The organism is Streptomyces prunicolor (assembly GCF_045162825.1).
GTDB classification, from domain to species: Bacteria; Actinomycetota; Actinomycetes; order Streptomycetales; family Streptomycetaceae; genus Streptomyces; species Streptomyces prunicolor.
In genome coordinates this window covers 3,175,758-3,189,541 of record NZ_CP108676.1, presented here as the reverse complement: position 1 = coordinate 3,189,541, position 13,784 = coordinate 3,175,758, and the positions used below count along the sequence as shown (strand labels likewise).

Genomic DNA, 13,784 nt, shown 5'->3' with positions numbered 1-13,784 from the left:
TCAGTTGGCGTATGTGATGTTCACGTCGGGGTCGACGGGTGTGGCGAAGGGTGTGGGGGTTCGGCAGCGGGATGTGGTGGCGCTGGCGGGTGATGGTGCGTTTGTGGGTGGGGCGCATGGTCGGGTGTTGGTGCATTCGCCGCATTCGTTTGATGCGTCGACGTATGAGGTGTGGGTGCCGTTGTTGAACGGTGGTCAGGTGGTGGTGGCTGCGCCGGGGCGGGTGGATGCCGGTGAGCTGGCGTTGTTGATTGAGTCGAGTGGGGTCACGGGGTTGTGGCTGACGGCTGGGTTGTTCTCGGTGATGGCTGAGGAGTTCCCGGGGTGTTTCGGGTCGGTGGTGCAGGTGTGGGCTGGTGGGGATGTGGTGCCGGCGGTGGCGGTGCGTCGGGTGCAGGCGGTGTGTCCGGGGCTGGTGGTGGTGAATGGGTATGGGCCGACGGAGGTGACGACGTTCGCGGCGTGTCATCGGATGGATGTGCTGGGTGAGGGTGTTTCGGATGTGCCGGTGGGGCGGCCGTTGGATGGGGTGCGGGCGTTTGTTCTGGATGGGTTGTTGCGTCTGGTGGCGCCGGGTGCGGTTGGTGAGTTGTATGTCGCGGGTGCGGGTGTGGCCCGTGGGTATGTGGGTCGGCCGGCGCTGACGGCTGAGCGTTTCGTCGCCAGTCCTTTCGATGCGGGTCAACGTCTGTATCGCACGGGGGATCTGGTGCGGTGGAATGCCGAGGGTGAGCTCGTCTATGTCGGGCGGGCGGACGATCAGGTCAAGGTCCGCGGGTTCCGTATCGAACTCGGTGAGATCGAGACCGCGCTGGAGGCCCATCCGCGGGTCGACCGGGCGATCGTGGTCGCCCGTCGGTTGCCCGCGGGGGGCAGGCAGCTCGTCGGTTACGTGGTTTCCGTCGGTCCGGGCGGCGGAGTTGAGGGACAGGGACTGCGGGAGTTCGTTGCCGAGCGGCTTCCGGAGTACATGGTTCCCGCCGCGGTGGTGGTGCTGGACGCGTTCCCCCTCACCGTGAACGGCAAAGTCGACCGCAAGGCGCTTCCGGAGCCCGAGTACATCGGGACCACGGCCACACGACCGCGCACCCCGCAGGAGGAAACACTCTGCGGACTCTTCGCCGAGGTCCTCGGCCTGGAGTCGGTCGGTGTCGACGACTCGTTCTTCGACCTCGGCGGACATTCACTGCTCGTCAGCAAACTCGCCGTGCGGATCGCCGGACGTCTTGAGGCGCACTTCACCGCCAGGGACATCTTCCAGGCGCCGACAGTGGCAAAACTTTCCGAACTTCTTCCCAGTGCACGTCCGGCGCGGCCCAAGTTCCGCCGTATGTCGCGAGAGAGGGGCACATCGTGATCCCGTTGTCGTATGCGCAGCGTCGCATCTGGTTCTTCGACCAGCTAGAGGGACCCAGCGCGGCGTACAACATTGCCGTGTCCCTGCGGCTCACCGGCGGGGTCGACGTGCCTGCGCTGCGGGCCGCCCTGGCGGATGTGGTCGAGCGGCATGAAAGCCTCCGCACGGTCATCGCGGTGCGGGACGGCGAACCCAGCCAGCGCATTCTGGAGATCGTCCACCCGGAACTGCACAGGGCGCGCGTGACGGAGGGCCACCTTTCCGAGGCGACTTCCCAGGCGGCGGCGTACTGCTTCGACCTGGCCGAGGAAATCCCCGTTCGTGTCTCGCTGTTCGAGGTCACCCCCGAAAGCCACGTGCTGGTGATCGTGCTCCATCACATAGCCGCCGACGGCTGGTCCATGGCCCCGCTTCTCAGGGACCTCTCGACCGCCTATGCCGCACGTCACCGGGCCACGGCCCCCGAGTTCGATGAACTCCCGGGCCAGTACGCCGACTTCGCCGTGTGGCAGCGTGAGGTGCTGGGATCCGAGGACGATCCGGCGAGTGTGGTGAGCGAGCAACTCGCGTACTGGCGCGCGACTTTGGAAGGGTCGCCGAGCGAACTGGCGTTGCCGTTCGACCGCCCGCGGCCGGCTGTGGCCTCGCGTCGTGGCGGCAGCGTGCCGTTCTCGGTCGACGCCGAAGTGCACCAGGCGCTGCTGGAGCTGGCGCGCGAGCGAGGCGTGACCCTGTTCATGGTGCTGCACGCAGCGTTCGTAGTGCTCCTCTCCCGACTGGGTGCGGGCGAGGACGTGCCGGTCGGCGCGGCGGTGGCGGGTCGTTCGGACGAGGGTCTGGATGATCTGGTCGGGTTCTTCGTGAACACGGTGGTGCTGCGTACGGATGTGTCGGGTGATCCGTCGTTCGTGGAGTTGTTGGACCGGGTGCGTGAGGTTCATCTGGGCGCGCACGCTCACGCGGACGTCCCGTTCGACCGCCTGGTCGACGCGCTGGGAGTGGAACGCTCAGCGGCACGGCAGGCGCTGTTCCAGGTCATGGTGGTCCTGCAGAACAACGTGCGGGGCCAGTTGGAACTGCCGGGGCTCGACGTCGCGGTGGAGCCGGTAGAGCTGGGTTCCGCGAAGTTCGACCTGACGCTGCAGCTGGCCGAGGAATCCGACGCGGACGGCGGTCCCGACGGACTGCGCGGTGCGCTGGAGTTCGCGGTCGACGTCTTCGACCGGGAGACGGTACGGACGCTCGCTCGCCGGTTCGTGCGGGTGCTGGCGGCTGTCGCGGCGAACGCGTCGGTGCGGGTGGACGAACTGGACGTACTGCTGCCCGGCGAACGTGACGAGCTGGCCGCGTGGAACGACGGTGGCCGAGCGGACCGAGGCCGTTCCCCGGCCGAGCTGTTCGGACGGTGGGTGCACAGGACGCCCGACGCGCCGGCGGTGGTGTTCGGCGAGCAGTGCTGGACGTTCGCGGAGGTGGACGCGCGGGCGGACCGCTTCGCCCGGTGGCTGGCAGGTCGGGGCGTGCGGGCCGAGGACGTGGTCGGACTGCGGCTCGGCCGTTCGGTCGAACTGGTGGTCGCGGTCCTGGCGGTGTCCCGCCTCGGCGCGGCCTGGCTGCCGATCGATCCTGCCTATCCCGAACAGCGCGTGCGACACATGCTGGACCGGGCCGCACCGGCCCTGGTGGTGGACGCCGGTCTGATGGCCCGCGCCGAAGAGGAGCCGGCCGGCCCGGAACCGCTGCCCGCGGTCACCCCCGCGTCTGACCACCTGGCGTATGTGATCTTCACGTCGGGCTCTTCGGGAACCCCGAAGGGTGTGGCCGTCACGCACGCGGGTGTGGAGGCGCTGGCGGCGTCGATGACCGAGCGGTTCGCGCTCGACGAGACCAGCCGCGTGCTGCAGCTGGCGTCGCCCGGCTTCGACGCGTCGGTGATGGAATTGCTGATGGCGTGGGGCTCGGGCGCGGCGCTGGTGGTGGCCCCGCCCGGGGTGGTGGTCGGGGACGAGCTGGCCGGAGTGCTGACGGCGGGTGGAGTGACACACGCCTTGGTGCCACCGGCCGTGCTGGCGACGGTGCCGCACCTGCCGGAGAGCGTGCTGTCAGCACCGGTGGTCGGCGCGGAGGCGTGTCCGCCGGAGCTGGTGGCGCGGTGGGCGCCCGGACGCCGGATGGTCAACGCCTACGGCCCGACCGAAGTGACCATCGCGGCGACGCTCAGTGAACCGCTCGCCGCCGATGGGCACATACCCCCGATCGGCCGTCCCGTCACAGGGACCAAGGTGTATGTCCTGGACGCACGGTTGCGTCCCGTCCCCCTCGGTGTGACCGGCGAAGCGTACGTGGCGGGCGCGGGCCTGGCCCGCGGCTATCTGGGCCAGTCCGCGCTGACCGCGTCCCGGTTCGTCGCCAGCCCCTTCGGCGCAGGACAGCGGCTGTACCGGACAGGAGATCTGGCTCGCTGGGGCCGTGACGGCCAGCTGGTGTATGTCGGCCGGGCGGACGATCAGGTCAAGGTCCGCGGGTTCCGTATCGAACTCGGTGAGATCGAGGCCGCGTTGACTGCGCATCCTGGGATCGCGCGGAGCGTGGTGATCGCCCGCGAGACGGCGACAGGGAACAAGCAGCTGGTCGGGTATGTCGTTCCCGCCGACCTTGGCAACGGGCCCGATCCATCGGTGCTGCGGGAGTTCGTTGCCGAGCGGCTTCCGGAGTACATGATCCCCGCGGCCGTCGTGGTGCTGGACACGCTGCCGCTGAACACCAGCGGCAAGGTCGACCGCAAGGCGCTGCCGGAGCCCGAGTACAGCAGTGGCGCGTCGACGCGGCCGCGCACCCCGCGGGAGGAAACGCTCTGCGGACTCTTCGCGGGGGTGCTGGGTCTTGAGTCGGTGGGTGTTGATGAGTCGTTCTTCGATCTGGGTGGGGATTCGATCGTTGCGATTCAGTTGGTGGCGCGGGCGCGTGCTGCGGGTGTGGTGTTCTCGGCGCGGGATGTGTTCCGGTGGCGCACGGTCGAGGCGCTGGCGGTCGTGGCCGCGACCGCCGAGAGTGCTGCCGGCGAGGTCGAGGCCGCGGGTGAGGCGGTCGGCGAAGTCCCGGCGACACCCGTCGTCGCGCTGTTCGCCGAAAGGAACGGCGTCCTGGACGGTTTCTTTCAGTCGATGGGTGTGCCGGTTCCGGTGGGTGCGGGGCTGGGGCATGTGGTGGGTGCGGTGCGGGCGGTGGTGGAGCGGCATGACGTGCTGCGGATGCGGGCGTCGTTGACGTCTGAGGGCCGGTGGCTTTTGTCGGTTCCCGAGGTCGGTGAGGTGCGTGCGGGGGAGTTGGTGCGTCGGGTTGATGTGTCGGGTCTGGATGCGGATGCGTTGGCCCGGGTGGTGGTTGAGGAGCGTGGTGGTGCGCGGGGGAGGTTGTGTCCTGCGGAGGGTGTGATGGTGCAGGGGGTGTGGTTGGACCGTGGCCGGGAGGCTGGGGGTGTGCTGCTTCTTGTGGTGCATCACTTGGTGGTGGACGGGGTGTCGTGGCGGGTTCTGGTGCCGGATGTGCGTGCCGCGCTGGAGGCGTTGGTGGCGGGGCGTGGGGTGGAGCTGGCGGGGGTGGCGACTTCGTTCCGTCGGTGGGCGCGTCTGCTGGTGGAGGAGGCGCGGGAGCGCACCGGTGAACTCGGTTTCTGGCGTGGGGTTTGTGGGGTTGCTGATCCGTTGTTGGGGTCGCGTGCGTTGGATGTGGTTCGTGATGTGGCGTCGTCGGCGGGGCAGTTGGAGGTGCGGCTGCCTGTTGGGGTGTCGCGGCGTCTGCTGGGTGTGGTGCCGGCGGCGTTTCATGGTGAGGTCAACGATGTGCTGCTGGCGGGTCTGGCGCGGGCGGTGCGCCGCTGGCGCACCGCCGGTGCGGGCAGTGCGGGTGCGGGTGCGGTGGTGGTGGATGTTGAGGGTCATGGGCGTGAGGAGTTTGCGGGGGTTGATCTGACGCGGACGGTGGGTTGGTTCACGTCGGTGTATCCGGTGTGTCTGGAGCCGGGGGAGGGGGATGTTGTTTCGTCGGTGAAGCGGGTGAAGGAGCAGTTGCGGCGGGTGCCGGACAAGGGCATCGGTTATGGGCTGCTGCGTTATCTCAACGCGGAGACGGCTGGTGAGCTGGCGGGTGCGGAGCCTCAGATCGGCTTCAACTACCTCGGCCGTTTCGCCACTGATGACCGTTCTGCGGGGAAGGACTCTGGTCCCGACGCGGTCCTGAGGGCAGCCGCCGGTCTGTCTGGCGGTATGGATGCGGATATGCCGTTGGCGCATGTGGTCGAGGTGAACTCGCTGGTGGAGGACGCCGGTGAGGGTCCGGTGCTGCGTGCGGTGTGGTCGTGGGCGGGCGGGTTGCTGGAGCGGGAGCGGGTGGAGGAGCTGGCGCTGGCGTGGTTCGCGGAGCTGACCGCGATCGCGGACGCGGTCACCGAGGACCGTGCGGGCGGGCATACCCCGTCCGACTTCCCCCTCGTCCCCCTCACCCAGCACCACATCGACGCCCTCGAAACAGAACACGAAGCGGACGGCACCACCCTCGACGACGTGCTGTCCCTCTCACCCCTGCAGCAGGGACTGGCCTTCCACGCCGGCTACGACCATGACGACCTCGATGTCTACACCTCCCAACTCGCGCTCGACCTGACGGGTGCGCTGGACGCCGACCGGCTACGCGAGGCGGCACAGGCTGTACTCGACCGCCACGCCAACCTCCGGGCCGCATTCCGCCAGACTTCCGACGGTCAATGGGCGCAGGTGGTGCCTGGACGGGTGGAGGCGCCGTTCCGCACTCTGGACGTCTCGACGTGCGACGCCCCGGAAGCGGAAGCGCAGGCCATCGCGGCACGCGAGCGCGCCCAGCCCTTCGACCTGCTGCGGCCGCCCCTGCTGCGCTGGACGCTCGTGCGGCTCGAAGCCGACCGGCACCGGCTAATTCTGACCAACCACCACATCCTGCTGGACGGCTGGTCGATGCCCGTCCTGTTCACCGAGATGTTCGCTCACTACCGGCAGACGAACGGCGGCACCGCGGCCCCCGGACCCGGCATCTCCGTCGCCCCGCCCTACCGCGACTACTTGTCGTGGTTGGCGGGTGCGGATCGGGGTGCGGCGGAGTCGGCGTGGCGTGAGGCGTTGGCCGGGGTGGAGGAGCCGACGCTGGTGGCGCCGGGTTTTGTGCAGGCGCGGACGGAGGTTCCGGTCCGGTTGCGGGCCGAGCTGGATGCCGGGCTGGTGGCGGAGCTGTCGGGGCTGGCCCGGTCCTGGGGCGTGACCCTGAACACGCTGGTGCAGGTGATGTGGGGTGTGCTGGTCGGTGGGCTGACCGGGCGTGAGGACGTGGTGTTCGGCTCGGTGGTCTCCGGTCGTCCGGCGGAGCTGCCGGGCGTGGAGAACATGATCGGCCTGTTCATCAACACCCTTCCGGTGAGGGTCCGGCTGGACGCCGCGGAGACGATCGCCGCCCTGATGGACCGGGTCCAGCAGGAACAGGCGGGTCTGCTGGCCCATCACCACCTGGGCCTGACGGAAATCCAGCAACTCACCGGTACGGGGCAGTTGTTCGACACCCTCACCGTCTACGAGAACTACCCGGTCGTACAGACCTCGCAGGCCACGAGCGACGATGCCCGCGACCTGGACGTACGCATCGTCGAGGGTCTGGACGCGACGCACTACCCGCTGGCCCTGGCGGTGATACCCAGCAGCGAGAGCATCCGGCTGCGGCTGGACTACCAGCCCGCCGCGTTCACCGCAGAGCAGGCACAACAGATCCTGCACCGCTACCAACACCTGCTCCACACCCTCACCACCACCCCGGACCACACCACACTGGCCCAACTCGACCCCCTGCTGCCCGGCGAACGCGACACGCTCAACAGTTGGAACGACACCGCCACGGACGTGCCCACCGCCACACTCCCCGAACTGTTCGCCTCGCAGGTCGCCCGTACTCCGGATGCGCTCGCCGTCGAGTACGCGGACATTCGGCTGACGTATGCGGAGTTGGACGCGCGGGCGAATCAGCTCGCTCATCACCTCATCGGCCGGGGGGTGGGTGCGGAGTCGCTGGTCGCGGTGTGGATGGAGCGGTCGGTCGAGCTCATCGTGGCCGAGCTGGGTATCGCCAAAGCCGGCGGGGCCTACGTACCGCTCTTCCCCGACTGGTCCGCCGACCACCGCGACAAGGTGTGTGCGCAGGCGGGCGTGTCCGTGGTCCTCACAGCCGAGGACGTCGCGGCCACCGTCGATGGCCCGGTGTCGGACCCGGGCGTGCTGGTGCATCCGGATCAGTTGGCGTATGTGATGTTCACGTCGGGGTCGACGGGTGAGCCCAAGGGTGTGCCGTCCTCACACCGGGACGCGACGGAACTCGCACTCGACAACGGCTTCACCGACCGCGCGGCCCAGCGTGTCCTGATGCACTCCCCCCACTCCTTCGACTCGTCGACGTACGAGGTCTGGGTGCCGCTGTTCAAGGGCGGCCACATCCTGATCGCTCCGCCCGGCCGTGTCGACTCCCGGGAACTCGCGGACCTGATCCGCTCCAGCAAGGTCACGGGGCTGTTCCTGACGGCCGGCCTCTTCGCCGTGATGGCCGAGGAGTACCCGGACTGCTTCGCGGCGGTCCTTGAGGTGCGGCCCGGCGGTGACGTCGTGTCGCCCGTTGCCGTCCGACGTGTGCAGCAGGCCTGCCCGGACACCCAGGTCGTGGTGATGTACGGGCCCACCGAGGTCACCGTGTTCGCCACCTACAACCGGATCGGCCCGGTCCCCGCGGACGCCACCGAGGTACCGATCGGCGGCCCGCTGGACAACATGCGCCTGTACGTGCTCGACGCGGGACTGCGTCTCGTCGCCCCGGGACTCGTAGGCGAACTCTACGTTGCCGGATCCGGTGTAGTACGTGGCTACCTGAACCAAGCCGCGCTCACCGCGGGCCGGTTCGTGGCCAGCCCATTCGGAACCGGCGAACGTCTGTACCGCACCGGCGACCTCGTCCGGTGGAACGAGCACGGACAGATCATGTTCGTCGGTCGTGTGGACGAGCAGGTCAAGGTGCGCGGTTTCCGCGTCGAACTCGGAGAGATCGGAGCAACACTGACCGGCCACCCCGACGTCGCGCAGGCGATCGTGGTGGCTCGCGAGATCCCGGGTGTCGGCCGGGGCAAACAGCTTGTCGGCTACGCGGCACCGACCCCCGCTGCCGCGGCGACACCTCCCGACCCGACGGAACTGCGCAGATTCCTGGCTGGACGGCTGCCCGAGTACATGGTTCCGGCCGTGGTCATGGTGCTCGACGCCCTCCCCCTCACCCCCATCGGAAAGGTGGACCGCAGGGCCCTGCCGCAGCCGGCCTTCACGGCCGGTGAATCCAGGGCGCCCGGTACCCCCCAGGAAGAGGTCCTGTGCGGACTGTTCGCAGAGATCCTCGGGCTGGACAAGGTCGGCATCGACGACTCCTTCTTCGACCTCGGCGGACACTCGCTCCTCGCGACCCGTCTCGTATCGCGGATGCGGGCGGTCCTGAACGCCGAGGTCACGGTACGAAGCGTGTTCGAAGCCCCTACCGTGGCAGCACTCGCGGCGCGCCTGGTCGTGGCCGACGAAAAGCGTCCGGCGCTGGAGCCGCAGACCCGGCCGGAGCGGCTGCCGCTGTCGTACGCCCAGCGCCGGCTGTGGTTCCTCGACCAGTTCGAGGGCCCCAGCGCCACCTACAACATCACGGTCGCCCTGCGGCTGCACGGCACCGTGAACGTGGCGGCGCTACGGGCGGCAGTGGCGGACATCGTGGCCCGGCACGAGAGCCTGCGCACGTCCGTGTCGACGGATGCGGCCGGTGTCCCGTTCCAGCGCATCCGAGCAGTGGACGACGCGGTACCGGACCTCGAACTGGCTGATGTGGAGCGGTCCGAGATATCCGCGCGGGTCGCACATGCGGCGGCGCACGCCTTCGACCTCGCCACGGAGATCCCGCTGAGGGCTTCACTCCTGCGGGTCGCGGCGGACGAGCAGGTGCTGGTGCTGGTGGTGCATCACATCGCCGGTGACGGCGAGTCGATGGCGCCGTTGTCCCGTGACCTGGTGGCTGCCTACCGGGCACGCCTGGAGGGCGCGGCACCCCAGTGGGAGCCCCTGCCGGTGCAGTACGCCGACTACGCCCTGTGGCAGGAGACTTTGCTCGGCGACGAGCACGACCCGCACAGCCGCCTCGCCGAACAGCTCGCCTACTGGAAAACACAGCTGTCGGGCATCCCGCAGCCCCTGCAGCTGCCGACGGACCGGCCGCGCCCGTCCGTGGCCGGCCACCGCGGCGACCGCGTCGAGTTCGTGATCGAGCCGGATCTCTACGCGTCTCTGGAAGATCTGGCCCGTCGCGAGGGCGCGACGGTGTCGATGGTGCTGCAGGCGGCCTTGACAGTGCTGTTGCACCGTCTCGGCGGCGGTCGGGACATCGCCATCGGCTCACCGATCGCCGGCCGCACGGACCAGGCCCTCACCGGCCTCGTGGGCTTCTTCGTCAACACGTGGGTGCTGCGCACCGACCTGTCCGGTGAGCCCACCTTCCGCGACGTTCTCGCCCGGGTACGGGAGAAGGCGCTGGCGGCGTACGACAACCAGGACGTGCCGTTCGAACGGCTGGTGGAGCTTCTCAATCCCGAGCGCTCGACCGCCTACCACCCTTTCTTCCAGACCATGTTCATCTGGCAGAACGTCAGCAGGCCCGATTTCGAGCTGCCGGGTCTGCGGGTCGAGTACGAGCCGGTGGCCGTCGACTCCGCCAAATTCGACCTGACCTTCGGCATGGGCGAGACGAGCGGCCCGGACGGACGCCGGGTACTGGGCAGCGTCGAGTACGCCGCCGACCTCTTCGACCGCGCTACCGCCGAGGCGCTCACGACCTGGTTCGTGCGCACGGTGCACGAGGTGGTGAACCGGCCACTCACCCCGATCGCGGAGGTCTCGCTGCTGCAGGAGGCGGAACGCCGGGAGCTCACGGCCCCGCCGACCACCGCCCCGGTCACCGACACGGTCGTCTCCCGCTTCGAGCGGCAGGCCCGGGCCACTCCGGACGCACCCGCCGTCTCGTTCGGCCCCTCGGTCCTGACCTACCGCCAACTCGACGCACGGTCCAACCAGTTGGCCCACCTGCTGCGGCAGCGTGGCGCGGGCGCGGAGCAATTCGTCGCACTGAGCGTGCCGCGAACGCACGAACTGGCGGTCGCGATCCTCGGCATCCTGAAGTCGGGAGCGGCATACGTGCCGGTCGACCCGGCCTACCCGGCCGACCGCATCGCGTACATGCTGGAAGACTCCCGGCCGGTGGCGACAGTCACGCCCGAAGTCCTCACCGAGAGCCGCGCCTACCCGGCCGACGGCCTGGACGTCGTCGTGTCGCCGCAGCAGCCGGCGTACGTGATCTACACGTCAGGTTCCACCGGCAGGCCCAAGGGCGTGGTCGTCGACCACGGCAACGTGATGCGCCTGATGGACGCCACAGACGGCTGGTTCGGCTTCGGGCCCGACGACGTGTGGACGCTGTTCCACTCGTACGCCTTCGACTTCTCGGTGTGGGAACTGTGGGGCGCGCTGCTCTACGGCGGCCGCGTGGTCGTCGTGTCGTACGAGACCAGCCGCAACCCGCACGACTTCCTCGCCCTGCTCGCCGACGAGCGCGTCACCGTGCTCAGCCAGACCCCGTCGGCCTTCTACCAGCTCATGGCGGCGGACGCGGAGATCCCCGCTGTCGGCGACCGACTCACCCTGCGCCACGTGGTGTTCGGCGGCGAGGCACTCGATCCGGGGCGCCTGACGTCCTGGTACGCGCGGCACGCCGAAGACGCGCCGGTCCTGGTGAACATGTACGGCACCACCGAGACCACGGTGCACATCACATACGTCGCGTTCGACGCGACCACGGCCGCCGCCGCCCCGGGATCGGTGGTCGGCGTGCCGATCCCCGACCTGGCCGTCTACGTCCTCGACGAGCGGCTCAGGCCGCAGCCGCCGGGTGTCCCCGGTGACCTGTACGTGGCGGGCGCCGGATTGTCGCGCGGCTACCTCAATCGGCCGGACCTGACCGGGAGCCGTTTCGTCGCCGATCCCCACGGCACCGCCGGCACGCGGATGTACCGCACCGGCGACATCGGCCGCCTGCTCGCCGACGGGCGCCTGGAGCACCTGGGCCGCAGCGACGACCAGGTACAGCTGAGGGGCTTCCGGATCGAGCCGGGAGAGATCGAGGCCGCACTGCTGGCCGACCCCTCGGTGGCCCAGGCCGCGGTGGTCGTGCGCGACGGGCGTGGCGCCGGTGGCCAGCAGCTGATCGCGTACGTGGTCACGGCGGACCGCGACATCGATCTGGACGCCTTGCGGACATTCGTGGGCGGCCGGCTCCCGGCCTACATGGTCCCGTCCGCGTTCATGCGGCTGGAACAGCTGCCTCTGACCGCGAACGGCAAGCTCGACCGGACCGCACTGCCCGAGCCGGAGGTCACCTCCGGCCGCGCCTACGGCGCGCCGCGCACGGCACTCGAGGAACTGCTCTGCGCCGTCTACGCGGACGTGCTCGGCCTGGACCGAGTCGGTGTCGACGACGACTTCTTCACCGTCGGCGGTGACAGCATCCGTTCCATCCAGGTCGTCGCCCGGGCCCGCACGGCCGGGCTGGAGATCAGCCCTCGTGAGGTGTTCGAACACCGGACGGTCGCCGGCCTGGCCCACCTCGCCACCAGCCGTCAGGGCATGACCGCGGTACCGGTGCTGGCTGAGCTGGAGGGCGGGGGAGTGGGCTGGTCCCCGCTGCCGCCGATCGGCCGCTATCTGCTCGAACTCGGCGGCGGGTACGGCAGGTTCCAGCAGTCGATGGTCCTCACCCTGCCGGAGGACATCGATACGGCTGCCCTGACGGCAACCGTGCAGACCGTGCTCGATACGCACGATGTACTGCGCTCGCGCCTGGTGACCGAGGGCGATGCCGGCCTGGAGTCCGGTGCGCCGGGGTCGGTGCCCGCCGAGTCCGTCATCCGCCACGTCGAGTGCGACGGACACTGGCAGGGCGACGCGTGGCGGGACGTCCTGACCCGCGAACTCGACGAGGCGGCGGGCCGCCTCGACCCGGCATCGGGCGTCATGGTGCAGCTCGTCCGGTTCGCGCCCGCCAGCGGTGGTGCCGGGCGATTGCTCATGGTGCTTCATCACCTCGTCGTGGACGGAGTGTCCTGGCGCATCCTGCTGCCCGACCTCGCCGCCGCCTGGGAACAGGTCCGTGCGGGCCGTGCCCCGGTGCTGCCCGCGGTCGGAACATCGGCCCGCAGGTGGGCGCACGCACTCGTCGAGGAAGCGTCCCGCTCGGAGCGCGTGGCCGAACTCCCCTACTGGCGCACCGTCCTGGACGGCCCCGACCCGCTGCTCGGCATGCGGCCGGTGGATCCCGCGGTGGACACGATGACCACCATGGAGCGGGTGCGCGTCGCGGTACCTGCCGACGTGACGCGGACACTGCTCACCACACTGCCGACCGCGTTCCACGGCGGAGTCGACGACGGTCTGCTGACCGCCCTGGCGCTCGCCCTCGCCCAGTGGCGCTCGCGACGCGGCGTCACGGAGTCCTCGGCGCTGATCCGGCTGGAGGGACACGGCCGCCAGGAGGAACTGGTGCCAGGCGCGGATCTGGCACGCACGGTGGGCTGGTTCACCAGCATGTTCCCGGTCCGCCTCGACGTTGCGGGCTGTGACCTGGCCGAAGCCCTCGCCGGCGGCGCGGCGGCAGGCCGGGCGGTCAAGGCCGTGAAGGAGCAGCTGCGGGCGATCCCGGACAAGGGCATGGGCTTCGGGCTGCTGCGCCACCTCAACACGGCGACGGCGCCGGAGCTGTCCGTGTACGGGACCGGGCAGATCGGCTTCAACTATCTCGGCCGGTTCTCCTCCGCCGACATGCCGGAACAGTTGCGCGGGCTCGGCTGGGCCCAGGCACCCGAAGGCGGCGCGATCGCCGGCCTCGACGCCGATATGCCGGTCATGACCGCCCTCGACATCAACGCTGTCGTCACCGAGGGCCCGGCCGGCGCACAGCTCGGCGCCGTGTTCTCCTTCCCCACCACCCTGCTCGATCCCGGTGACGTGCACGAGCTGGCGGGCCTGTGGGTCGACGCGCTCTCCGCGTTGGCCCGACATGTCCGCACCGACCGGACAGCCGGCGGTCTCACACCCTCCGACCTGCCTCTGGTCGACGTCGGCCAGGCGGACATCGACACCTGGCAGGCCGAGTACCGCGGCCTGACCGACGTGTGGCCGCTGACGCCGCTGCAGTCCGGCCTGCTCTTCCACGCGGAACTCGCCGACGCCGACTTCGACGACTACAACATGCAGTTCGCGTTCCAGCTCACCGGACCGGTCGACACCGCCCGCCT

2 protein-coding genes (both cut by a window edge) are annotated in these 13,784 nt (G+C 69.7%); both read left to right on the top strand.

Translation table 11 applies throughout. The annotated features are described in order from the left end of the window. Positions 1-1,357 carry the final stretch of an amino acid adenylation domain-containing protein gene (locus tag OG588_RS14275; RefSeq protein WP_405947604.1) on the top strand. 17,192 nt of this gene lie to the left of the window's left edge, so the window shows 1,357 of its 18,549 coding nt (coding positions 17,193-18,549); the start codon falls outside the window, past its left edge; it ends in the stop codon at positions 1,355-1,357. Further along, positions 1,354-13,784: the 5' portion of an amino acid adenylation domain-containing protein gene (locus OG588_RS14270; RefSeq protein WP_405947603.1), read on the top strand. It continues 3,031 nt past the right edge of the window; 12,431 of the gene's 15,462 nt are visible here — the first part of the coding sequence; it begins with the start codon at positions 1,354-1,356; its stop codon lies off the right edge, out of view. The genes OG588_RS14275 and OG588_RS14270 overlap by 4 nt, the downstream gene beginning before the upstream one ends.